The 25,185-nt window shown below is 42.2% G+C and carries 21 protein-coding genes, 2 tRNA genes and 1 pseudogene; all 24 read right to left on the bottom strand.

Going from position 1 to position 25,185, the window contains the following annotated elements; translation table 11 throughout:
• Positions 1–103 precede the first annotated feature (103 nt).
• Positions 104–766 (bottom strand): LiaF transmembrane domain-containing protein, encoded by a 663-nt coding sequence (locus FOC72_RS00890; protein ID WP_002893677.1) that lies wholly within the window; start codon positions 764–766, stop codon positions 104–106.
• Between the two features lie 5 nt (positions 767–771).
• Positions 772–1,218: a LytTR family DNA-binding domain-containing protein gene (locus FOC72_RS00885; RefSeq protein WP_002893678.1), complete on the bottom strand. Its 447-nt coding sequence runs from the start codon at positions 1,216–1,218 to the stop codon at positions 772–774.
• A gap of 192 nt (positions 1,219–1,410) precedes the next feature.
• Positions 1,411–1,483: transfer RNA gene (locus FOC72_RS00880), tRNA-Thr, on the bottom strand.
• A gap of 51 nt (positions 1,484–1,534) precedes the next feature.
• Positions 1,535–1,993, bottom strand: coding sequence for a GNAT family N-acetyltransferase (locus FOC72_RS00875; RefSeq protein WP_002893679.1), 459 nt, complete (start codon positions 1,991–1,993; stop codon positions 1,535–1,537).
• A gap of 50 nt (positions 1,994–2,043) precedes the next feature.
• Positions 2,044–2,829, bottom strand: coding sequence for an ABC transporter permease (locus FOC72_RS00870; protein WP_002893682.1), 786 nt, complete (start codon positions 2,827–2,829; stop codon positions 2,044–2,046).
• 1 nt (position 2,830) lies between these two features.
• A complete protein-coding gene (locus FOC72_RS00865; protein ID WP_002893684.1) occupies positions 2,831–3,649 on the bottom strand; it encodes an ABC transporter permease in 819 nt (272 codons plus the stop codon).
• 1 nt (position 3,650) lies between these two features.
• Positions 3,651–4,643 (bottom strand): ABC transporter ATP-binding protein, encoded by a 993-nt coding sequence (locus FOC72_RS00860; RefSeq protein ID WP_002893686.1) that lies wholly within the window; start codon positions 4,641–4,643, stop codon positions 3,651–3,653.
• 438 nt (positions 4,644–5,081) lie between these two features.
• A complete protein-coding gene (locus tag FOC72_RS00855; protein WP_157760428.1) occupies positions 5,082–6,152 on the bottom strand; it encodes a hypothetical protein in 1,071 nt (356 codons plus the stop codon).
• Between the two features lie 353 nt (positions 6,153–6,505).
• The gene (locus FOC72_RS00850; RefSeq protein ID WP_002893690.1) at positions 6,506–7,387 is read right to left on the bottom strand and encodes a class II fructose-bisphosphate aldolase; all 882 of its coding nucleotides are present in this window, start codon (positions 7,385–7,387) and stop codon (positions 6,506–6,508) included.
• A 177-nt stretch (positions 7,388–7,564) separates the two neighbouring features.
• Positions 7,565–7,650: transfer RNA gene (locus FOC72_RS00845), tRNA-Leu, on the bottom strand.
• 144 nt (positions 7,651–7,794) lie between these two features.
• Entirely contained in the window at positions 7,795–8,205 is a 411-nt protein-coding gene (locus FOC72_RS00840) for a GyrI-like domain-containing protein (RefSeq protein ID WP_032913974.1), read from the bottom strand.
• Between the two features lie 69 nt (positions 8,206–8,274).
• Complete coding sequence (pyrG, locus tag FOC72_RS00835; protein WP_002893694.1) at positions 8,275–9,888, bottom strand: CTP synthase; 1,614 nt, start codon at positions 9,886–9,888, stop codon at positions 8,275–8,277.
• Positions 9,889–10,086: 198 nt separating this feature from the next.
• A pseudogene (locus FOC72_RS11700) lies at positions 10,087–10,179 on the bottom strand (B3/B4 domain-containing protein); the annotation flags it as partial.
• A gap of 34 nt (positions 10,180–10,213) precedes the next feature.
• Positions 10,214–11,920, bottom strand: a complete 1,707-nt coding sequence (locus FOC72_RS00830) for an FtsX-like permease family protein (protein WP_002893696.1) — start codon at positions 11,918–11,920, stop codon at positions 10,214–10,216.
• A gap of 1 nt (position 11,921) precedes the next feature.
• Positions 11,922–12,623, bottom strand: coding sequence for an ABC transporter ATP-binding protein (locus tag FOC72_RS00825; RefSeq protein ID WP_002893697.1), 702 nt, complete (start codon positions 12,621–12,623; stop codon positions 11,922–11,924).
• A gap of 206 nt (positions 12,624–12,829) precedes the next feature.
• Positions 12,830–13,513: a B3/B4 domain-containing protein gene (locus tag FOC72_RS00820; RefSeq protein ID WP_002893698.1), complete on the bottom strand. Its 684-nt coding sequence runs from the start codon at positions 13,511–13,513 to the stop codon at positions 12,830–12,832.
• 120 nt (positions 13,514–13,633) lie between these two features.
• Positions 13,634–14,224 (bottom strand): DNA-directed RNA polymerase subunit delta, encoded by a 591-nt coding sequence (gene rpoE / locus FOC72_RS00815; RefSeq protein ID WP_002893700.1) that lies wholly within the window; start codon positions 14,222–14,224, stop codon positions 13,634–13,636.
• Positions 14,225–14,316: 92 nt separating this feature from the next.
• A complete protein-coding gene (locus FOC72_RS00810) occupies positions 14,317–15,066 on the bottom strand; it encodes a CPBP family glutamic-type intramembrane protease (RefSeq protein ID WP_002893701.1) in 750 nt (249 codons plus the stop codon).
• 136 nt (positions 15,067–15,202) lie between these two features.
• Positions 15,203–16,486, bottom strand: coding sequence for a trigger factor (gene tig / locus FOC72_RS00805; RefSeq protein WP_002893702.1), 1,284 nt, complete (start codon positions 16,484–16,486; stop codon positions 15,203–15,205).
• 79 nt (positions 16,487–16,565) lie between these two features.
• On the bottom strand, positions 16,566–17,129 hold the full coding sequence (locus tag FOC72_RS00800) for a TIGR01440 family protein (protein ID WP_002893703.1): 564 nt from the start codon (positions 17,127–17,129) through the stop codon (positions 16,566–16,568).
• A gap of 12 nt (positions 17,130–17,141) precedes the next feature.
• Positions 17,142–17,624 (bottom strand): ECF transporter S component, encoded by a 483-nt coding sequence (locus FOC72_RS00795; protein ID WP_002893704.1) that lies wholly within the window; start codon positions 17,622–17,624, stop codon positions 17,142–17,144.
• Entirely contained in the window at positions 17,605–18,375 is a 771-nt protein-coding gene (locus tag FOC72_RS00790; protein WP_002893705.1) for a bifunctional hydroxymethylpyrimidine kinase/phosphomethylpyrimidine kinase, read from the bottom strand. The genes FOC72_RS00795 and FOC72_RS00790 overlap by 20 nt, the downstream gene beginning before the upstream one ends.
• The gene (truA, locus tag FOC72_RS00785; protein WP_002893706.1) at positions 18,365–19,114 is read right to left on the bottom strand and encodes a tRNA pseudouridine(38-40) synthase TruA; all 750 of its coding nucleotides are present in this window, start codon (positions 19,112–19,114) and stop codon (positions 18,365–18,367) included. Before truA ends, FOC72_RS00790 begins: the two co-directional genes overlap by 11 nt.
• A gap of 257 nt (positions 19,115–19,371) precedes the next feature.
• Entirely contained in the window at positions 19,372–25,104 is a 5,733-nt protein-coding gene (locus tag FOC72_RS00780; RefSeq protein ID WP_002893707.1) for an SIALI-17 repeat-containing surface protein, read from the bottom strand.
• Positions 25,105–25,185 lie beyond the last annotated feature (81 nt).

The raw sequence follows: 25,185 nt of genomic DNA, 5'->3' as shown, positions 1-25,185 counted from the left end.
CTAATATTACGGATGTGCTAGCACCACATACCTTCCTATATTACCAAAAAACTTGACGTTTGACAAGTACATTTGTCCAAACTTTCGAAATTAATCCGTTTTCCTAAACATAGCTAATCTTCAAAGAACCGAAAGCTACGTTGCCTTTGACATAGAGAGTTTTTCTCTTTTCATTGACATTACGAGGATTGTAGACAGAGCCAAAGGCATTATCTACATCCAGCTCTACACGCCAGTCACTGGGCACATAAAGCATCACACTGCCAAAAGACAGATCCACTTCAAAAGTTGCTGAGTCTCCTTCGATAGTCGCATTATCAAAATAAACCGATGCACTGCCAAAAGCACAGTCTAACTTTTCATAGGTGAAGTTATCTGAGTTGATATAGCGCGTGCCACTGCCAAAAGCAATATCATCTTTTGAGGAAGAAGAGGCAGCCGAGAAGATACGCCCCTTAAAAATGCGCTGGGGCTTGAAAATCATATTGAGACCAATACAAGCCAGAATACCACCCAAAACCAAGGTTCCTGTTGAAATAGCTAAAAAGTGGTAAACGGCATTGGCAATAATCAGCGCAATAACTGCCATGATAAGCCCAGTACCAAAGTCTCTTTCTAAGAAATTTTCCAAAGCGAAATAGGCGAACATTGCAACTACTAGCATGGGCCAAATATTAAAATTGAAGGCAGGAATCCCAAAATTCCCCTGCAGCAGAACCCAAGCTGCCAAGACTAGAAAGCCGATTCCAAAAATTGTTTTTTTCATGATAATTACCTCACTTCACTTAACTTTTCTTTTACTAACTGATAATAATGCCTAGACACATGCACCTGTTTATGGGTATTGTAAAACTGGACGGTGCTCGTTCCTGAAAAGGACTTGTCCAAAGCATAGATTGCCTTGATATTGGCAATGGTGGACTTAGAAATCCGACAGAAATAGCGGGGCAGAATCTCTTCTAACTCGTAGAGTTTTAGCTTGACCTCATAAGCATCATTGCGGGCATGGGCAAAAATCTTGCTGCCGTCCGTCTCGAAAAAGAGAATGTCCGCTAAATCAAGAAAGTACTCACTGCTTTCCTTATAGAAAAGAATGGACGGAGTCGCCGTTTCTTCCAGAGCTTCTTGGATCCGCTGAATCCGCTCATCCAGCCGCGAAACTTTTATCACCATTTCTGTTTCATCCAAACTCTGATCTAATTCAATCCGAATGTTCATACGCTCTCCTTTCCATCTGCTTATATTTATTATAACAAGAAACTCCCGAGAAACAAGACCTTTTCAGTAAGTGGTTAAATTTGACCAGTAAGTGGTTTATAAGAGATGATAGAAAACATACCTGTCCTATACAATTAAAAAAATATAGTAAGAACAAAGAAAAAAAGAAGCCTTTAAGCTTCCAAATTAAGATGCCGATTGCAGGGATCGAACCTGTGACCTACGCGTTACGAGTGCGTTGCTCTACCAACTGAGCTAAATCGGCGCCTTTTCCCCTTTATTTTAGCATCTTGAGCTTTTTTGTCAAGGGAAAATTTCACAATTTTTTAACCCAAATCAAACAAGGGTTGCTTTTATCCCAAAGTTCAGGAAAGATTTCTAACTTTTTAAAGCCCTGAGCCTGATAAAAAGCGTTAGTCCTGTCGTAAGTAGGATAATGACCTGGTGCTACCGTTTTTACTTGCAGATAGGATGCTTTTTGACGAGCAGATTTTTCTAAAACTTCTAGAAGTTGACTGCCAATTCCCGCTCTATGATAGAATTTTTTAACAGCTAGGCAGTCAATCTCAGCACAATCTTCACTAGAGTATGATAAGCTTACAAAGCCAGCCAAATCACTCTCCTGATAGGCAGCCCAAACTTGCAAATCCTTGGCTCCTTCAATGTAAGCTCGTGTACTTTCAGGTATTCCAAACCATTCTGGTAGATCCTTCAAAACTTCGCTAACCACTATCATCTTTTGTTTTTCTTCCTTCACTTCTTCAATTACTATCATCTGAAAATCCTTTCTTGATTTAAGCTTTAGGACTAAACATATGTTCTATCTTACGAACCCGCACTCTCGTAGGCGTCTAAGCCTCTGTCCCATAGTTTCAAAGAAATGACAAAGAAGATAAGAGAAGTCAGAATCAAACCACCAATGTTAAAGAGTCCATTCTTTTCCTGCAAGAAATAACTAGCGGGATAGTAGGCCGTAAAGGCGAAAGGCACGATAAAACTAATCAACCAACGGATAAGCGAATGGTAAATCGAAATCGGATACTTGGCAAAATCATTGAACATATAGAAAATGTAGATCATAGCTCCTGATTGCTTGGTCCAAAAAGCAATACTAGCTGTCGCTATTTTTAAGGAAGTATAAATCAAGGTCGTAAAAGGAATACAGATCAGAAAAATCAGGAATTTGGGAAGAGTCCAAGCAATGCTAGTTACTGTTGTCGCTAATAAAATTCCACCTACCAAGAGTTCGCCCAAGGCATCAATCTGAAAGGTCTCGACTAGGATGTGAAAGAGAGGGTTGATAGGACGAGTCAGGTATTTGTCAAACTCTCCCTTTCGCACCAAGCGTTGTCCCAGTGCCCAGAGATTGTCAAAAAAGAGATGGTCCAGTCCCTTGGGAATCAAGGAAAAACCATAGATAAAGGCAATCTCCTGAAAGGTCCAGCCTTCCAAGGAAGGGATGTGTTGGAAGAGCACGTTGAGAAACAAGAGGTTCAAGCCTTGGGTCAAGAAGACACCTAAAACACCAACCACAAAATCGACCTTGTATTCCATGATTTGCTTGATGTATTGTCTGATAAAAATCAGATGCATGCGCTGATATTTTTTCATACTAACCTCCTTGAATGGTGATAAATGACTGGACTTTTTTCCAAATCAACTGAGACAAGCCCACCATCACTAAAAGCCAAAACAACTGCAGGAAAAGAGCCTGAAGAATCTGACTGGCATCGTATTTTCCAACCATAATCATAACCGGAGTGTAAATCAAGGATGAAAAAGGCAAGAAGGACAGAACATCTGAAACTACCTTGGGAAAGAAAGCCAAGGGAATCAAACTTCCCGACATAAAGGAAATCAGAGAATTCTTGAGCAGATTAGAGCCCCATAGATTTTTAAACACAAAAGCTGAAAATCCAAAGCAGATATTAAAGAAAAAGTTGATCAGATAGGCTAGCGTTAAGCTAAAGAGATAAATCAAGGTTAGTCCTAAAACTTCTAAAATGCCTTGCCCAGAAAGGATTTTAATCAAGATAATGACACTTAAAAATGGAAGTCCTACACTGACAAAAATCAACCATTTTGAACCAAGCTCGGTGAAGAGATATGAGGCCGCAAAATGCACCGGTCTCAGCAAGCGCATGATAATGGATCCGTCCTTGACCTCCTCTCCAATCATAAAGGAAGAATCAGACCTAGTCAAAAGATTAGTCACAAAACTCATGATGATGTAGAGGGTGATATCCGCCATACTGAAGCCCTGAATCAAAGACTCTTGCGACGAATCGAAGACTGCCTTCCAAAGATAAAAAGCAACAAAAGCCCCCATGACATCGCCAATCCGATAGAGAATAAAGTTGACTCGATAGGTAATCAACTCCTGAATCCCTGCATTGATAAAGGGTTTATAACGTCTCCACAATTTGACCATCTTAGAGCTCCTTTCGGTAGAAGCGACGGATAATATCCTCAATATCCGTATCCACCATCTTCAAATCACGGATTTCAAAATCAGACAAGGTTTGCTTGATAATATCTGCCGTCTGGTAGCGGGAACTATCGAATTCAATGTTAAGGCTATTCCCTTGTCTATCAATAGTCATATCAGGCAAGCCTTCATAGTGAGAAAGGAGATGACTTTGACCTGGTACCAGTTCAAAAGAAAGAGTCTTCATCTTGCCAAAGGTTTCCTTAAGCTGGCTAACCGTTCCATCAAAAATCTCCTGCCCCTTGTCAATCATGAAAATCCGATCACAGAGTTGCTCAATATCACTCAGGTCGTGAGTGGTCAAGAGAATGGTTGTTTCTTCCTCCTGATTGATCTGGGTGATGGCGCGACGAATGTTGTCCTTGACCGAAACGTCCAAACCAATGGTCGGCTCATCTAAAAAGAGAACTTTAGGATTGTGGAGCAAGGAAGCCGCAATATCCGCCCGCATCCGTTGCCCCAGTGAAAGAGTGCGCACGGGGTCTTTGATAAAGTCCTTCAAATCCAAAACCTCATTCAAAAAGTCCATGCGCTTGTGAAAGAGCGAGTCCGGCACATCGTATATCTCTTTCAAGACCGTGTAAGTCTCTTGCAGAGCCAAATCCCACCACAGCTGGGTGCGTTGCCCAAAGACTACTCCAATATCCTTGACATAGTCTTGGCGATTGTCCTGCGGAATCTTGCCGTTAATTCGACAAAAACCAGATGTCGGCTTCAAAATCCCTGTCAGCATTTTAATGGTTGTTGACTTCCCAGCACCATTGGCACCGATAAAGCCTAAGATCTGCCCCTTGGGAACCTCAAAGGTTAAATTCTTGACCGCTTCAAAGGTCTGCTTTTCGGGATGAATAAAGGAGCGCAAAGCCCCCTTCAATCCTGGTTCCTTAACTGTCTTCACAAAATTTTTCTGAAGATTCTCTACTTCTATCATTGCCATACGTTTCTCAACATCCTATCATTAATTCATATTACAAACCATTTCCCTACCTAACTCAGGAAAATAGAATCTCATCTCCTCACTATACTACCACTTTTACTTCCAAACGAACATAGGAAATTCAAAAATAATTATCATATTTTATCACACACCAAAAAACCCACCCAATGGGCAGGTTTCTGTTTTGTAGTCTTCAGCTAGATTAAGCTTTACCTTCTGAACATAGTTGATTAACTCTCTTAATCATTTCTTCTAAACTTACGTTCTTCAATTGTCCTTTAATGACAAGTTCTGTAATCTTCTCACACCCAAACTCAAAAAAAACTATGACAGCTAGGCTAGCAATCTTCCTCCACCTTATTATGCCAAAAAGATTGACTACGCTTAATTGAAAGAAGGAAATTCGATACTTTTTGAATTAATCTAACACTATATTTATTATTTATATTTCCTTTTACTGATTTTCTTTCTATCACTAAGAAAAATTTCCTTGCTTTTTTTCTCATTTAATGGTTTATTCTTGAGTTCCAATATCCATGATAATAGAATAGGTATTAATATCGAACCTGATAAGAATTCTAAAACTGCTGTACTTTCTATATTCATTTTAGCAATTGGATAAATTCTATTGAAAGTAACCAAAAACATTATTGAGAAAACGAAAGACAATCGAAAGAAAAATACAGTAACTTTTCTATCAGACCAGTTAGATATGACTGATATAATTTTTCCACTTAAAATTACAAATTTATACACTATCATTGTAATATAAAAAAGTATACTAATAATAATTCTATAAAAAAAGTAAGTAAGTAATATTATAACATCCAAAGAGATTAATAAGGGTACGAAAAAGAATAAACCATATTTACTATTTTTATTTTTTTCTATAAAACTGATTGAAAAAAATGCTTTTGATTTAGAGTTATCATATAAATACTTAATCCAATTAAATATAGTTTTGGATTTATCCCCCAAAGAGTATCGCACCACTTTAGTAAAGATTTTTAAAAAGACTCGTCCAAATTCGAAAATTAAAATCCCAGTAAACAATAAATATATTATTGAAATGAAAAATAGAAAGATTAGTAAAAGAATGCCAGATATATTACTATTAGGGATAGCGTCAATTTGTTTTATCAAAAATTCTGGAATCCTGTGCAACTCTGTATACGAAATAAAGACAACTATCGATACTATTGATTGCCATTCTGAAAGAGAAAGTACATTACCACTAGGGCTTTTTAAAATTTCCTTAAGCTTTACAGAGGAATGAATATTATCATTTATCCGTTCTAACCAATATAACAAACTTAAACAGGAGACTAAAAAATAATTTTTTATAATTACCTGCCAAAAAATTATTAATACAAAAATTACGATAGCCAAGGACCAAATAATATTCTTTAGCCAAATCTCCCAAGTATTGCTCTTATCCGATACTGAGCTTGCATTATTATCTTTCGGAAAGTACAAAAAAGTTTTACTTAAAATAGGTATGACACCCAAAATGATTCCCCAGTTTAAGAACTGTTTTATGAACATATAATATTGCATTTGTTATTTAATTAACCCTTTACCGAGATTTCTATAATTATACTGAATTAAATTACAATAAGCAAATCTAGGCATTTCTTTTCGTAAATCTGTTTTTTATTGTAACTAACATTTATTTAATATAGCGTCTAAAAAGACTTGTATACAATATTTCTATAATAGTATGCTAATATAATACAGACATTATTTTCTACTGAGAAAACAAAATATGGTATCCCCATTACTCATTATATTAGGTGATAAGCAAAGAAAAAAGGTTTATCCAAATCGGATAAACCCTGTTATATCAAGCATTTACAAGCTTATTAAGCTTTACCTTCTGAACCGAATACGTCGATACGTTCTTCAACTGATGCTTGGATAGCTTTTACACCGTCAGCCAAGAATTTACGTGGGTCGAAGAGTTTCTTCTTGTCGTATTCTGCTTCGTTTGCTTCGTAGTCGCGAGCAAATTTACGAGTTGCGTTAGCGAATGCGATTTGGCATTCAGTGTTAACGTTAACTTTCGCAACACCAAGTTTGATAGCTGCTTGGATTTGGTCATCAGGAATACCTGAACCACCGTGCAATACGATTGGGAAGCCTGGAAGAGCTTCTGTCAATTTCTTCAAGTGGTCAAGGTCAAGACCTTCCCAGTTTGCCGGGTATGGACCGTGGATGTTACCGATACCAGCTGCCAAGAAGTCGATTCCGGTTTCAACCATTGCTTTAGCGTCTTCGATTGGAGCCAATTCACCTTTACCGATGATACCGTCTTCTTCACCACCGATAGTACCAACTTCAGCTTCTACTGAGATACCTTTAGCGTGTGCTTTTTCAACAACGTCTTTAGCCAATTTAAGGTTTTCTTCTACTGGAAGGTGTGAACCATCAAACATGATAGAAGTGTAACCAACTTCAATACACTCAAGTGCATCTTCGTAGTGACCATGGTCCAAGTGAATCGCAACTGGTACAGTGATGCCCATTGATTCTACAAGGTTAGCGATCAAGTTACGAGCAACTTTGTAGCCACCCATGTATTTAGCAGCACCCATTGAAGTTTGGATAAGCACTGGTGCTTTCTTTGCTTCTGCCGCACGCAGGATAGCTTGAGTCCACTCAAGGTTGTTTGTGTTGAATCCACCAACTGCGTAACCATTGTCACGAGCTGCTTGGACAAATTTTTCTGCTGAAACGATTGCCATTCTTATCAGGCCTCCTCTTATTTTTTGTGGTTAAACCACTTACATTGTTTATTTTATCACTTTTTCACTAAAATTGCTAGTTTTTCCTGAAATTTTAAAGAATTGCAGGGAGACACTCAGCCTTTTTAAGCGTCTCTATCGCAAAAAGAAAAAGCTGACCGAAGTCAGCTTACTTGATGCGGAGAGAGGGACTTGAACCCTCACGACCTAAAGCGGTCACAGGATCCTTAGTCCTGCGCGTCTGCCAATTCCGCCATCCCCGCGATTGAGTACCTTACTAGTATAACAGGACAGCTAAGGCTTGTCAAGAAAATTTTTTAGTTTATTTCAAAAAATCAACTTTCTACTCAATCAGTAAAATTGGGAAATCTAAGCGAAAATGAAGCTAAGGCAGGAACACAGAAAACTCAGTGCTGCTGAGTCGCAATAAAGACAGCCACCGTTTGGTCGGGATCGTATTTTTCAAAGTCAATAGTATAATCTCGATGAAGCTCACCTGTTTCTTCTGCCTGCCAAATCCTCTGCCAAGCATGAAGAATCGCTTGAGGATCCTCCTTATCAGCCTCAAATACTTGATAGGTCTGCTCGGATGTGTCAAAATCATAGACTTCCCCATCTGTCAAACGGCAGATAGAGAGACTATAGTCTCCTTTGTAATCACTAGCATAGTCATGATAGACAGCATAAACCGGTTCCCCTTGGGCAAAAGCTTCTTTCACAGCTCCCTCTTGTTCCTGCCAGAGAGCTTGGATTTTTTCTACACAATGCTCATCTTGAAAATTATTAGTACGAATACTAGCTAAAATGTTTAGAAACATCTTCTTCCCTCCTTTTGCTTTCATTATAACATTTCTCTAGAAAAATCGCTTATCCTAGAAAAAGCAGGTCTATCTCTCCGAGCTCTTTTCTACCGCTGCCGTGACAAAGGCTGTATAAAGACCTTCAGGTCGGTTCGGGCGGCTGGAAAGCTCTGGGTGATACTGACAAGCAACGAAGAATTTGTTTTCTGGGATTTCCACTATTTCGACCAAGCGATTGTCTGGTGAAACTCCTGAAAATGTAAATCCGGCTGACTCAAACTGCTCGCGAAAATCATTGTTAAACTCATAGCGATGACGGTGACGGCGCTGCACGACTTCTTGATAGTCGTAAGCCGCTGCTGCCTTAGAGCCACTCTTAAGCTTAGAAGGATAGAGCCCCAATCTCAGCGTTCCACCCAAGTCTTCTACATCAATCTGATCACGCATGAGGTCAATGATTGGATATGGTGTGTCTGGATTAAGCTCCGCTGAGTTGGCATCTGCCAATCCTAGGACATGACGGGCGAATTCGACACAGGTTAACTGCATGCCCAAGCAAATTCCCAACATAGGCACATCCTGCTCACGCGCATATCGGATTGCCTGAATTTTCCCCTCAGTTCCTCTCTGACCAAAGCCGCCCGGAACGATAATCCCATCCGCATTTCCAAGAAGCTCTACGGCGTTTTCGGCTGTTATCTGATTCGCATCAATCCAGTCAATCTTAACTTCCGCATCATTGGCATAGCCGGCATGCTTGAGCGCTTCAACAACTGAAATATAGGCATCTGGCAACTCGACATACTTGCCGACCAGAGCAATATGGACCTGCTTTTTCAGGTTCATCACTTTCTCTACCATGGCTGACCACTCTGTCATATCCGCTGCTGGCACATCCAGCTTCAGATGGTCACAGACGATTTGGTCCATCTTTTGCGCCTGCAAATTGAGAGGAATTTGGTAAAGATGCTCCACATCTAGCGACTCAATGACCGCCTCCGGCGCCACATCACAGAATTGAGCTAGTTTGTTTTTGATATTTTGTCCAGCTGGCTTCTCTGTGCGGATGACCAGCATATTAGGCTGAATCCCCAGACCTCGCAGCTCTTTGACAGAATGCTGAGTCGGCTTGGTCTTCATTTCGCCAGCTGCCTTGAGATAGGGCAGGAGGGTCGTATGGATATACATGACATTGTCTGCTCCGACATCCGCCTTCATCTGACGCAAAGCTTCTAAGAAAGGAAGAGACTCGATGTCGCCCACTGTACCTCCGACCTCGGTGATAATCACATCCGAGTCCGTCGTCCGTGCAGCCCGCTTGATCTTGTCCTTGAGAGCATCCGTAATATGCGGAATGACTTGGACCGTCGCTCCCAGATACTCACCTTTACGCTCCTTGCGCAGGACTTCGCTATAGATCTTACCAGTGGTGACATTGGAGTATTTATTGAGATTGATGTCAATAAAACGCTCATAGTGCCCCAGATCCAGATCCGTCTCGGCTCCATCATCTGTCACAAACACCTCCCCATGCTGGTAAGGGCTCATGGTTCCGGGATCAATATTGATATAAGGGTCAAATTTCTGAATCGTAACTTTGAGACCTCGATTCTTCAAAAGGCGGCCCAAGCTAGCTGCCACAATTCCTTTCCCGATAGAAGAAACTACACCACCGGTGACAAAAATATATTTAGTTGACATACGTGCTCCTTTTCATAAAACAATTCGTTCCAGCAAGCATCACAGTTGCTGGAAACTTAGCCATAGGAGGATTTTCCATAATCTGTCCGAAAAAGAAAAATAGCTCCCTGGAAACAGGAAGCTCTGACCTCTAAAAGAGGTGCCCGAACAGTATGATATCGCAAACCTAAAAAATTGTCAAATGATTTCATTCGGTTTTCATCCATTTTCACTAATACTGATGACATGTGTTTCGAATTCTACATCAGGCATGCACTCTGCTAAATCGTGACGGATTTCTTTCAAGACTTCCGACTCCTTACCTTAAAAATCTTCATACTACTTCTCACCATTCTGATAAGAATTCTGCCTGCCGATTATCATCCCTGATTTTTTTAACCTTTTGAATAAATAAAAATCTAATAATAAAGTACAGGGCATTCAAGATGACAAACATATAAACAAAGGTAATCCAGTTGAGCTGGAATGGCATATAATCCCCTGTCTGAAGAGAAGTCATAATCTGGATATTCCTTGCAGCATAGATGGCCACAGGCAGAGTGAGCAAGAAAAGTAGATTGCTGATCACAATGTAGGGGTTAAGCAGGATACGATAAACCTCTCTCTCCTCATATCCTAGTAAATCAAACATCAATAGAGTCTTCATATTACCATTCAAACCGATAAACACTGCTAGGTAAATCAATAAACATCCCGTTATGACACCGATACTTTGGTTGATAATAGCACTTGCTTTGTTAGAAGTTTGACTTCTTTGAACAGCTGATAATTTTTCCTCTAGGGAGCGAACTTTTCCTTCACCTTTTTCTTGAGGCTTATTGGTCAATCTACCATTAAAAATATCATTAGTCTCATCTACCATGGCGGATGCTTGGTCTTTGGGAATATATATTGTCTTTAAATCAGCATTCTCCGCAAATCCAGCTATCTTTATCTGATGTTGCTTTCCCTTTACTCTTAGCTCTAGAGTATCCCCAACTTTAAGACCATAATTCTCTCGCAATTCAGGATTTACAAAGACACCTTGTGTGGGATCTAGAATTTCTCCCTTACTGTCAATCAGCTGAAACAAGTCATTTTGGTTGGTAAATGCAAGGGCATGATAAGCTATAGCTTCGCCTTTTATCATTAGCTCAACATCGTATCTCAGATAGGTTACAGAATCTGAAGCTGACCCAGCCTCCTCCTTTCGATAGTTATCATAGCTGATATCATAAGAATAGTTCCGGCCTTCCTTCTGAGATTCAAGGATTTTAGAGGAGCTAAAAGTAAGAGACAGGCTTAAGACGAACATGATGCTAAACGTAACGATAGCAATCAACAAGAGCCCCAAGGTGCTAAAATGATTTAAAGTCAGCTTAAATTTGAATTTATGCTTCATCGGCAGCTTTTGAATCAGCTTCTCTATCAAACCAGGACGGATGCTTTTCCCGTCTGTCTGTTTCATCATTAGAGCAAGGTCTGTCTTTCTCACTGTCAGTCCTGCCAGATAAGTAAGAGCTCCTAAGAAAAGACTTAGGAAGAGGGTTCCCGTCATAACCGACTGCAGAGAAAGTCCTTTACTCAACCCTTGAACGAGATAGGTCTGGCTATTAGCAGAAAGGAGGATATCGGATCCCCAGAAGCCCAAGACTAAGCCAATCAAGGAACTGATTAAGGATAAACCGCAGATTAATAGGGCATAGCTTGCCAGCACACTGGAGAAAGAAAAGCCGAGGGACATCAGCTGGGCTAGCTGTACTCGATTTCTTTGAAGCGTCCCTCTGATGAATAAGGATAAAATGAGGGAGAAAATGGCTACCATGGCGACAGTAATGTTTCGAATCAAGACCTGATTGCTTTTCAATGCTGTAAGATAATCTGACTCATTACCTGATAATTGCTCTCCACCTAAACGAAGTAAATTAGCATCAATGGCAAAATGAACGAAGAAGAACATAAAGGAAATGAAGATTAAAATCAGAGATAGAATGGACACCATGGTCCTCTTAGCAAAAAAGTCTCTGGATAGATATTTAAATAGCAAATCCATATTAAATCTCCCAACTCATTTGATTCGGCGACAGCTTCTCCATATTCATGTCGTCCCTAACAATACGGCCATCTTCCAAGAGCAGTATTCGGTCAGCTGTTCTAGCAATTTCTCGATTATGTGTCGTAAAAAGGATACTGGTTCCGTAGGTTTGCTTGATAGCATGCAATAAAACAATAATGTTCTTACTATTTTCGCTGTCCAGAGCGCCTGTCGCCTCATCACAAAACAAAATAGTTGGTTTCTTTATAACAGCTCTGGCAAGGCAGACTCTCTGCTGCTCACCGCCCGACAGCTGATGAGGATATTTGTTCAAAAGCTTCTCAATTCCCAGTAGTGAAGCCAACTCTTCTAAGTCTGCTGCCTCAGCGGCATACTTGCTGCCCAACTGAATATTCTCCTCAACTGTTAGATTAGGAATTAGCATATAGTGCTGAAAGACCAAACCAATGTCTTCTCTCCTAAACTTGGCCACTGCTGATTTGCTTAGCTGACCTATCTCCTTTCCTTTATATAAGACCTGTCCTGAACTTGGTTTCAGTAGAGAAGATAGGATATTAAGCATCGTTGACTTTCCTGAGCCACTGTGACCCAAAATTGCTACAAACTGCCTCTGATCAATTTTTAGATCCGTATTCTGCAGGACATACTCATCCTCATATTTTTTGCTGATTGATTTAGCTTCTAATAGTGTTTCTGTCATCGCACGCTCCTTTTTCTTTGTTTATTATACCATTTTTTATTGAGTAATGTCTCCTATTTTCAGAAAAGCAAACTATAATCAATTCCCACCTTTCTCATTTTTTCAACCACGACTCTGACAAAAGAAATCGAAAAGCACTCAAAAAAGCTCCCTGAAAACAGGAAGCTGATAGTCAGTGAGAATCAAAATTGGAAAGCCTATTCCAGTTAATTTTCCTCAATACTGATGACATGTGTTTCAAATTCTAAATCAGGCATGCACTCTGCTAAATCGTGTCGGATTCGCTCCAAGGCTGCCAGACGCATTTCGACAGAGGTATTGGCATTCCCCTGAATGATGAAAATGGCATCCTTGGTCTCCTCATCAAACTTATAATACTCGCTGTCACGTACATCCAACCAAGCCAAAATGCCTTTGGCATCCCGATAGACATAGTCCGTCTTGGCAACATGCTTCTCCTTGGACAAAATAGGCAGAAAAACATCTTCCTTTTGGCTTACAGTGAATTCTATCTGACCATCAATCTTATCAAAATCATGCCCTCCAATAGCCAGTAGAGAATGCAGGGCTTCGACATTATAAATATCAATAATGCTATTAATATGAGGGAGCGAGCCTCGGTGCTGGATATTGCGAATCAGAGCAGGAACCGTCGGAGGATTTTTCTTGACACTGCGACCTACGCGCTGGAGTATGTCTATATAACCTTGAACTACTGGCGACTCAAGCACCTCATCCAAGTCACAGGCCAGAGCCCAGTCTTCCATTTCCTTTTTCTTTTTTAGAAACGAGGGAGACAGTTCTGCATGCGGATTAACATTCTTGGCAATCCCGATAGCAACACTTTTTATGCCTAGTTCACCTAGACTCTTATCAATGACAAATTTCATAGCAGTCTTCCTCCATCTATTCTTTATTAAATTTTATTAGTATTCTACACCTTCCGAACTTATATTTCAAGGAATATTAAAAGAAACAAGGGTTTTCATCCCTTGCTTCTTTTGGTTGATTTATTCTTCCTCTTCGGTCTCCGAGTCTTCGTCAGAGTAGTCGTCATCTTCTTCGTTGAGTTCGACTTCTTCACCTAGATCATCTGGAGCGATTTCGTTGATTTCTGCATCATAAGCTTCCACTTCATTCTTCTCATCGTCTGGATTTTCCTCATCGTATGAGAGAGCTGGATCTGCTTCGTAGCCGTCCTCATCTTCTGGATCGTCATCGCTGTAGTCAATGGCATCCTCGTCGCCATCCATAAAGGCATTGACGCGTTTCTTCTTGCGTTTCTTAGGTGCGTCATCCTCATCAGTCTCTTCCAAGGCGATGATTTCTTCATCCACTTCGTCGATGGCATACCATGAACGCAGACCCCATTTATTATCCCCCAGCGGAATAAAGCTGCCGTCTACATTGAGTTCTGTGTAGAATAAAGGCAGAGCATCGCGAATCTCACTGTTTGATTTTTCCAGGTAGTTTTGAATTTCATTGACCAGATCATTAAAATACATCTCATGATCGCGGCCGCGGGCTTCCAAAATGGCACGCGCCACTTCAATCATAGAAAGCTCACTTTTTTCCTGTCCAGCAAATACTTCTAATTCCAAGGCTTTTCTCCTTTTTTGTCTTTCCTTACTATTTTACGCTAATTTCCAAAAATAGTCAAAGGGTTACCATTTATATTTTAAGTTAAAATTTTTCAAATTCCTAAAAAAACGAATCTAAGCAAATCAACTACAGCATGGGCTATTATGGCGCTGTAGAGCCCCTGTTTCCGAAGCAAAAAAGCAAAAGGCAAGCCGAAAACAAGACTAAGAATAACGACGCTTCCTATATCAAATTTTTCCAAACTAAAGTGAATCAGAGTATGAGGCAAGGTCAGAATACCATAAACTAGCATATTCTCCATTTTTGAAAAAGTATCTTTTTTAGTCAGATAAAAGATAATAGCAAAGAAAAATAGTCTAAAAGCCACTTCTTCAAATACACCTGCGCGGAGAGCATCTAGGACAGCCTGAATAGGAAAAGAGCCTGGTAGACTGATAGGCTTGTGGGCCGAAGCGAGATTTAAAAACCCCAGCACAAATCCCACAAGAAGTCCCAAAATCAAAGCAAGAGCTGCTTGTTTCGGACTATCAAGTTTTAAAAGAGTGCTGAATTTTTCCTTTTCCTTCAATAAAAGACTGCTAGCCAGATAAGTCAGGACAGTCAAAGCAGCAAAAATAGGATTCGAGAAGACCGCTAAAAATCCCAGAATAATAGCTGTTATCCAGTCCCTTTTTGAAAGTTTGCGGTAGTTCTTAGCAATTACGGTCATGGCAATGCCAGCTAATAAAAGGAGCCAAAAAAGCCCTGTATTATGAAATAAAAGATTGACTATTAGCCAATAGAAAATAAAAAAGATAAGAAGCAAGCTTAGCTTCAGATAAGATTTTTTACTGCTTTTCATGCTCGACCTCCTTCACGAGTTCTATGGACTAGCGACAGAGCCAGCTTTCCTTTCAACTATATACTATTATTATAGCAGATTTGCCTCTTGTTTTCTAAAAAAAGGAGGCAAGAATCATATCTTGCCTCTTTCATCTTTATTTCACTTTCGCAGTGCTTGTAATCACTTCAACAGCTTTCTTGATAGCAATGTCGTGTTTCAGCATATCTTCTGAAAGCAATTGGCGAACACGTTCCACTTCCATGTTGTAGTCTGTAGCCAATGAAGTTACTTCTGCTTCGATTTCTTCTGCGCTAGCTTCAAAACCTTCTGCCTTAGCAACAGCTTCTACGACAAGGTTTGTCTTAGTGCGTGACTCAGCATCTGCTTCGTATTGCTTGTGTAGGTCTTCCTGAGTAGTACCAGTGATTTGGAAGTACATGTCAGGTGAGATTCCTTGGCGCTGCATATTGCCCAAGAATTCATTAACAGCGCGGTGTACTTCTTCGTGGACCATTTCTGCTGGCAAGTCAACGATTTCAGCATTTGCTACTGCTTGATCAATAGCTGCTGCTTCTATCGCATCCTTATAAGCTGTTTCCTTAGCTTCTGACAGTTCTTTGCGGTACTTTTCTTTCAGCTCGTCAAGAGTTTCCACTTCTTCGTCGATATCTTTTGCAAGTTCATCGTCCAATGCTGGAACTTCTTTTTCTTTAACTTCGTGAATAGTTGTTACAAACTTAGCTTCCTTGCCTGCCAAGTCTTCTGCTTGGTAGTCTTCTGGGAAGGTTACGACAACATCCACTGTTTCACCCGCACTGTGGCCAACCAACTGCCCTTCAAATCCTGGGATGAATTGGCCGCTGCCCAAGCCAAGCGAGAAGTTGTCACCCTTGCCGCCGTCAAATTCAACACCGTCAACAGATCCAACAAAGTCAATCACAACTGTATCACCGTCAGCTGCTGGACCTTCTTTGAGAACCAACTCAGCCAAGTTGTTACGCTCACGCTCAATGCGCTCATCTACTTCAGCGTCAGTCACTTCTTTAGTAGCTTCAACAGTTACTTCCAAGTCTTTGTAAGCACCCAGCTTAACTTCTGGCTTAGTGACTACTTCAGCTTTGATGACCCAGTCTTGACCTTTTTCCATAGACTCAACATCAAACTGAGGCTGAGCAACTACTTCGATACCTGCCTCTTTGACAGCCGCTTCGTATGCTTCTGGAAGAAGAGCGTTCAAAGCATCTTGGTAGAGGGCTTCTTCACCAAAACGTTGGTTGAAGATAGCACGTGGAAGGCGGCCTTTACGGAAACCTGGTACAGCAATATCTTTTTTTACTGACTTAAATACACGGTCCAAGGCTGGCTTGATTTTCTCTTGACTGATGCTAAAAGTCAAAAGACCGCGATTTGTTTCTTTGTTTTCAAATGATACAGACATTCTGTCATTTCTCCTTAAAATTTATTGAATACAACCCATTATAGCATAATTAGAGTTTTTTTCAAAATTATTTTTCCTTTTATCCCTTCCTAATCTTATCCTCTGTATAGGCCGATCTGGCGCCGCCAATTAGCTTGGGACGACTGGCTAAAGCTGTGACATGGGCAGCTCCCAATTCCTTGAGAATCGGTCGAATAGGAATCTGCACATGCTTGACATGCATACCGATAGCAGTATCGCCAATATCCAGCCCTGCCTGAGCGACAATGAACTCTATCTCAACAGGATCCTTCATGTATTGAAAAGCCGCTAGCTGACCGCTGCCTCCAGCATGAAGAGTAGGCAGAACATTAACAATTCCCAAATCCTTCTTGTTCGCCAAGGCTCTTTCGACTACGAGGGCGCGATTGAGATGCTCACATCCCTGAACTGCTAGAAAGATCCCCTTCTCTTCTAAGATATCCAGTATGGTTTTGACAATGACCTGTCCGACTTCCAGACTAGAATTCTGACCGATATGGCCTCCGACAACCTCACTAGAGGATAAACCCAAAACAAAAATATCTCCCTCAACCAAGGCAGCCTTGTCCAAAACATCTAGAACAATCTGACGAGTGTCTGCTCCAATCTTAGCTAAGTCCATGTCTCACCTCGTTTATTTCACTGCGACTGCCTTTTTCAAACTCTCCGGGAAAGCTTTGTAAAGAGCAAATCCAACTGCTAAACCAAATGCATTCTGCATAAAATTACTTGAGATTTCGGCTAGGGCAGCCCCGACACCATTCATAATACTACCAAAGAGGGCATAGCCACCGACCATAGCTACTGCAGCCAAGACCAGACCAAGATAGCGACTCTTGCCCTCAAAGCCAGCAAAAAACCCTTGAAGTCCGTGGCAAATAAGACTGAAAATCATCCATTGGGGATAGCCGGCAATCATATCAATCAAAAAGCCTGAAAGGCCTCCGACAATAGCCGCTTCCTTGCGGCCAAAGTAGAAAGCTGTAAAATAAATCCCTGCATCCAGCAGCGTCAAAAAGCCTGTCGGAGTTGGGATTTTTAAAAAATTTCCCAAAACCACAGACAGTGCTGTGATGAAAGCTAAGATAACTAATTTTTTAACTTGATGATTTCTCATACTGAACTACCCCATATTGATCTGAGCGCTGAATCGCTCGGTAAACAAAATCTTTAGAAATTTGAACTGCTGCAAGCGGAGACTTGCCTAGAAGCAGCTGACTGGCAATGCTGGAAGCAAATGTGCAACCCGCTCCGGTATTGTTGCTCGCCAGCACTGGCGATTCCATGACCTCAAAATCGCGTCCGTCATAGTAAACATCCACCGCTCGCTCCTTGCTTAAGCGATTGCCGCCCTTAATCACCACATGCTTAGCTCCCAAATCATAGAGCTCCTTGGCTACAGCCCGCATATCCTCCAGAGTTTTGATTTCTTTTTGGGTCAATAGCTGAGCTTCTGCCAGATTTGGCGTGATGATGCTGACATAAGGGAAAAACTTGATGATTTCTTCTCTAAGTGCACTGACTTCCAAGTCATGATTTTCCTTGCAGACCAGAACAGGATCCAGAACTACTGGTATATCCGCATGCTGCTTGACAAAAGCCAATGCCTGCTCTGCTATTTCCAGATTGGGTAAAAGTCCTATCTTAATAGCAGAAAAAGGAACATCCTTGAGACTAGCTAACTGCTGGGAAAAAATCTCTTCCTCAATTGGAATGACCTCAAATCCCTTGGTAGTCATCGCCGTCAGGCAAGTCACAGCTACGAAACCATGCAAACCGTTGACTGTATAGGTAGCCAAATCAGCGTGCAGTCCGCCGCCGCTGAAAATATCATTGCCCGAAAGGGCTAAAATCAACTTATTCTTCATAACGAATCTCCTTTAGATAGAGGCCGTTTGGACCAGCTGTTGGTCCTGCCAGATGGCGATCTTTCTCCGCTAAAATCCTCTGAACTTGCTCCACCGGCATGCGCTTGTTGCCAATCTTGAGCAAGGTACCGACCATATTGCGGATTTGCTTGTAGAGAAAACCATTGCCCAAAAAAGTAAAGACTAGAAAATTCCGCTCTGCATCATAGCGAACCTTAGCCTCGGTGATGGTCCGAACCTTGTCTTCCACACTGGTCCCAGAAGCTGTAAAGCCTGTAAAATCATGCGTCCCCTCCAGCTGAGCAATCGCTTCTTCTATCAGACCCAGCTCCAAAGGATATGGATAATGCGTGGCATAATGGCGCATCATAGGATTTTTAGGCCGGCCGATGTCCACCAAAAATTCATAGGTTTTGCTGTGCTTATTGTAGCGAGAATGAAAATCGTCCGACACCTGCTCCACACTGATAAAATCAATATCTTCCGGCGTCTGGGTATCCAAGGCGAAACGCAATTTCTCTTCATCCCGCTCTTCTGGTAAATCAAAATGCAGCACCTGGCCCAGAGCATGGACACCGCTGTCGGTCCGGCCCGCTCCATGAATCACCACAGGCTGGCCTTTATTGATACGGGTCAGGGTCTTTTCAATCTCTTCCTGAACACTTCTGGCATGGGGCTGTCGCTGAAAGCCAGCAAAGCCATAACCATCATAGGATATAATAGCTTTATAACGTGTCATGTGTTTATTTTAGCAGGAAAAAAAGCCCCCAGCAAGACCTAAAAACAGGAACTGTCTGGGGACAGATTTTTCTGAAAAATATCGTTTAAGAATCGGGGATTCTTTCTGTTCCGACTTGCCATTATACAACAAAACAACCCATCTGAATCAGACTGTCAGTGACGACACAAACAGAGCAAATTCAAATGGGTTATTGATTGCATATTGCTGAAGGTCATTATTTGCAGTTACACTAACTACAAATCTGACACTATTTCTTAGGAGCCCCAAATGGAGTTTTCATCCATAAAGCTGTTGGTGTTCTTGAGTAATTGCGTAAAGACAGCATACTTGAAGTCCTTGGTTGCGCGTTCATCGACACGAGATTTCTTCAAATCCTTGTCAACAGCTTCTGCAAAGCCAGCTTTCAGCTCTTCATAAGTGTGATAGACTTTTCCGTTGACAGTCACTGGCTTAATACCTGAGGTTTGTGCTTTATCCACAACTTTTCTGAAGTAAGCTTTCTTGAAGTCTTCCATTGTTTCAAATTCGCCTTCAGAAATTTGCTTGATGATAAAGTTATCGCTCAAACCAGTCACACCTTGTTCATTGGCTGTCTTGCGGTGTTTATTGGAAGCATAGCTTACAAAGCCTTTTTCATAGCCATAGTAACCCCAAATTCTGAAGGTATTATGCTTGAACATCAAGGCTCCTGGCGCTCCAGTATTGTTTTGACCGCCACCATAGATACCCGTCATGAAGTCGATAGAAATGTAACTAGAGTCATAGTCAGCAGGATTATAAGTTCGATTGTCAACTGCACGGTTAGACAGCAAGCCTTGATCAACCAAGTCCTCTACAGATGAAACTGACATGGCCGCTTTCTCTTCTGCCGTCAACTCTCTCACGACATCATATTGAGTCCGAGCATCTACAACCTTCGGCTCAACCTTCTTGAACCATTTAGCAGCTGCTGCATTTCCTTTATCCACAACTGCTTGACCTTCAAGGTAATCCAGCAGCATGAGAGTATCATTATAGCCCTTCATATAGTGGTCGATGTCTGCTCGGTTCTTGAAGAGACTTGGCGAGCTATTGAAAATGAGACTACCATTATTTGGACGATCAAAGGCCATATTGAGACCCAGAGCACCCCAGCCCGGCTGACCAGGAACAGGCGATTGGAGCAACCCTTGGGCATAGCCTTCTGGTCCGATCCCTTGTCGTCTGCCATGTCCGCCCAGATAAATATCTCTGTCATTGACGTGGGTGAGTTCGTGCGTGAAGACGGACACACCGTATTCTGTCAAGAGATCAAAGGCCTCGAAGTTCACACGGATCGAACCAGCAGCATGGGCACCATAGCCATTTGACTTGTACCAGCCACCAGCTCTGCCACCAACTAGGTTAAAGAACTCGCGGGATGGTGCATAAGGATTGCCCTTATTATCATTTCCGTTGACATCAATCCAGCCACGTCCTTCTACATCAAAACCATCCCATACAGCCGTTACATTTTGCTTGACCATTCTGGACTTGATATCATCTGAGAGCAGTTTGTACCAAGTGTCTACGTGATTTCGATGCTGGGTCGCTACTTCCTTGATGCGCGCGTTAAATCGTTCATCAGTCCATGACCGGCGCTTGTCTCTGTTGACAAAGGCCATCGTGCTATAGTTTGACAGAATGGCTAAACGCGTATTCTTCAAGGTTAGAAGCGGAAGGATATAATTGCTGAAATATTCAGAGTTGAGGTTATCAAAGACGCGATACTTAGCGGACTTAATCTCCTCGACTTCTGACTGGCGTTCTTCAAACTGAATAAAGCCTCGGGTTGCATCCTTGAACCATGAATCCATATCCGCAAAGTCAGTCAGCAGGCGACGATTGTAATCCAAGTAAGCCACTAAATCACTAGACTTGGACTCAGCCTTCAACTGACGTGCAAACATATTGACATTGTCTGCCCCTTTCAGTTGATTTTCTGTCGAACGCCCAATCTTAATCAAGCGATCCAGCAATGGTACTTTTTCACCATAGAAGTCAGGTTTGAAGAGCACCAGCTCCTTGAGGTTGTAGTCGCCAAATTTGAGATCGTAATAACGGTTAAGATAGGTCAGACCGAGCATGATAGCCGTCTTATTCTCTTCGATTTTAGCTTTCAGAGCTTCGTTGGCTGCTGGATTGTCAGCATGGAATCTTGTCCATTCATTGGCCAGGAGCTTACCAAGCATATCCTGCAAGTTGGCTTTCACCTCAGCCAGAGATTCATCCAAGAAGAGGCGCTTCACTTTGTTGACCTTGTCATTATCATTAGGCAGACCAACAGAACGATAGACCTCATCACTGTACAGGTCAAAGCTCTTCAAGCTCTCAGTCAGCTGAGTCAGCAAGTCTTCTTTGACTGCCGTTGAGTGATTTGGAGTATAGACTGTACCAAGCTCTGCAATCTGATATTCCGGCAGAGCCGTCTGTTCAAATCGTGCTTGATTTTGAAGATTGTAGATAGTCTTGCTTCCGTCTTCAAAATGGACTAAGATCTTATCTGCATCTGTTCCGCTAGCGACAAACTGGTTGCCCTTCAGCGCTTGAACTGATAGAACTTTCTTAGTCAACAGATCGCCCGCCTTACCAGCGTCCACCAGCTTATTGGCCTCATGAATCAAGAACTCTTGATTGTAGAAAGGCATAAAGCGCTCTAAGTTCTGATAAAGCTGTTCATTTTCTGCCTTGTATCCTGGTTTATCTTGATAAGTACTTGTTCTCAGGATAGCAGCATTTAGCTTCTCAGTTGTTACTTCATTTGCGCTGGTTTGTTCAAGAGCCGTAATCCGATAGCTCTTAACTTTTTGCTCCGCTTCAGCTTCTGTCAAGCGACGGAACTTGGCATCTTTTCCTGTCTTGGTTCCAGAGCTGTGTCCCTGAACACCAAAAAGGTTTTGGAGTTTTTGCCCCATCCAAGCGTCGGTAATCTCATTATCTGAGCTAAAGAGCTCTTTACCGTTCACTACTGTGGCATAGCTGACTGTGTCATTGATAGTTCCATACGGCCAAATGGAAGCAGCGATACCAGCCGCATTTCTTGAGCCTGCATCCTCCAACTTACCTTTGGCAACTGATTGCATCAATCTGCCCCAATTCCCCCAGCCTGAACCTGAATAGTCAGTGAAGTTTTGAGCGACCAGCATACCTGCGTTTTGGCCACTCTTGACCCAAATATCTGCTTCGACATAAGCTCGGCTTACCAAGGACATGGCGTTAGTTCCAGCGATACCGGCTGTAACAGAGTTTCCACCCTTGGACTTAATCTGACCCTTAAAGGAGACATTTTCAACTCGAGATTGGCCTTCTATATTGTTAACCAGACCGGCAATATGGTCTCTTCCTTCCAAGTAGCCTTGGACATTGACGTTTTCGATTACTCCTTTATTCTTCAAGCGAGCAGCAATTGTCGCAATTGTATCCCCCGCTTGCGAATCTGGATAAACCATATTAACCCGCTTAAAGTCAATATCCTTGACCATTCCGCCATTAATCGTATCAAATAGAGGATGCGCCAAGTCTAAAATCGCATGGCGCTCACCATTTTGCCCACCAATCAGCTGACCTTTGAATTCACCTGGCAAGTAAGACTTGCTGTTAGCTGGTTTGTCAATCAGATTGGCACTGATACTGCGACCCAGAATAAAGGTTCCAGAAGGATTTTCCTTGATGCCGTCCAAAAGGTCTTGGAAGTCATAATAGACATTCCCTTCACGCTTCTTGGCTTTTTCCAGATAGAAATCAAAGCTGTTTTGAAGACCAGTTGTGCTTCTTTGCAGCAAGTCTGGTAGCTGAGCCTTGATCTTGAAGACAGGCTGGTTATCAACGACCACTTCCTCGATAGAGGTAACCGGCAGGACAGTGTCCTTGAACTGGTCGGATGTAAAGTGCAGGTAATATTGGTCCAGATTTGCTGGTTTTTCAGCCAAAGTAGGCATCAATTTTGTCTGACCATTCTCAACCTTCATCAAGGCGACATTAGTGATGGACTTGAGTTCCACCTTCTTAAGGTCAAGCTGAACTGTCTCTCGAGCTAACTCTTTGCTTTCAGATCCATTTCCTAAGTCATAAGACAGGGTCGTCTCGATATCATAAGGTGAATAGTAGTCCAAACCACTGAAGCTGGCAGTCAACTGACCGGTCGCCAAGTTTTGCTCTGCTATTAATTGACCATCCTTCTTCAGACGAACATGAGCACTAGTAAAGGCTTGATCCCTGTCCGTCAGCTGGTATTGAATTTGCGCTGACTTCTGCAATTCATCCTTCTTAACCGCTGAAACAGTCAGAGTTGGCGCTGTTTTAAGAGCCAATAAGTCGGCTAAAGCCTGCTTGAGTTGATTGACGCCTGCATCTACTTCATCTTGACTTGACGAAGTTTGATAAACCGTCGCAGCCATATTCTTAATTGCTTGCAGCTGCTGATAGGATTGATTGTTGTAAACTGCTGGATCCACAGCCGCTGCTAAAGCTAGCTGCTTGCTCAATTCTTCTTTATTGATGCGAGCCTTGCTACCCCGAGTGACCACTGTATCAACTGCTTCATGCAAGATTCTTTCAGTTGTTTGCGGCTCCGATATGCGATTACCGTCCAAGACTTCATAGCTGGTTACAATTTCTTTTTGTCCTGGAGTTCCATCGACAATGGTCTCCTCATCAAGATACTTGCTATCATCTGTCTTGTTGACAACTTGAGGTTCAATCGTTTCTAGCTTGATGTCTGTATGCAGACTAGGCTGTTCTGGCTGAACTGTTGACTCACCATTAACGCCACCTGTGTATTCTGGCAAAGCGGGCTCAACCGGAGCCGTGTCACTAACTGTAGCTACCGGAGCATCATAGACTGGATTGTCTGCTTGAACTGTCGATTCGCCGTTAACGCCGCCTGTATATTCTGGCAAAACTGGCTCGACTGGGGCTGTATCCTCTGCTGTGCCTATCGACTCTGTATAAGCTGGTTTCTCAGGTTGAACTGCCGACTCGCCGTTAACGCCGCCTGTATATTCTGGGAGGGCGGGCTCAACCGGAGCCGTGTCACTAACTGTAGCAACTGGAGCATCATAGACTGGAGTTTCCGCTTGAACTAGCGACTCACCGTTCACAGCACCGCTGTACTCTGGCAAGGCGGGCTCTTGTAAACTTTCCCCTTTTGCCGTTTCTATAGGTGGATTTGACGACTGAGGAGCTAGACTAGGATTTGGAGTTGGATCTGGAGTTGGAAGATTTCCTATCTGGCCAGAATCACTTTCATCAGGATTCAGCTGATACTGCAACCCTGCCTGAGCAGCTCGATCAATAGAATCAGAATCCTCTTTTGCAGCTTCTGACACTTCTGCTTGCGCTTGAGCCTCTTGACCAGCTGGCAAAGAGGTTATCTTGGTCTCTGTCAAAGTACGCAAATCAGAAGCGGTAAAGTAACCGATATAGTTATAGCCTGCAATAGTCACATCTGCTTCAGAAACTGTTGACGAAACCGCAACTTGACGGTTATATGAAAGCAATTCCCGATTTTCTAGCGCAAACGCTTGAGGAGACTGTAACGCAGTTTGTCCCAAGCTGCCTAGCAAAAGCACTCCTAGTAACTTACCAGATTTCTTACGTGAGAATACCAAGACAGCCAAAATAGCAGTTCCCGCAAATAAGCCGAGAAGCGGCTGACCGTTATTTCCTGTACTCGGCAAGACAGTTTGCCCATCTTGCTTCCGATAAATCAGGTAATAATTTTCCCCTGTTTGCAGATTTTCAGGCAGACCTTTCTTAATCAGACCTTTTTCCTGCTCTGTTAGCTCTTGCTCTTCAACATAAGTATAGTGAGCAGTCGCACCGCCTCCTACTTCATCTGCAGCAACTGTCGAACTGGACAAAGAGCTCCCAAAAATCAGAGCTGCAATGGCAACTGAGCCCACACCAACAGACAATTTGCGAATCGAATATTTCTGAATTCGCTCCTGCACTTTTTCAAAACGTTTCACTTTATAAATCCCCTTTTTCCTAAAATGTATAAAGATAATCTCCCATTATCTTCCTAACCAACTCCCCAGCAGGCTAAAAAG

It is taken from the genome of Streptococcus sanguinis, assembly GCF_013343115.1.
Taxonomy (GTDB): domain Bacteria; phylum Bacillota; class Bacilli; order Lactobacillales; family Streptococcaceae; genus Streptococcus; species Streptococcus sanguinis_H.
The sequence above is the reverse complement of the archived record's forward strand: the minus strand, read 5'-3'. Positions and strand labels throughout refer to the sequence as shown.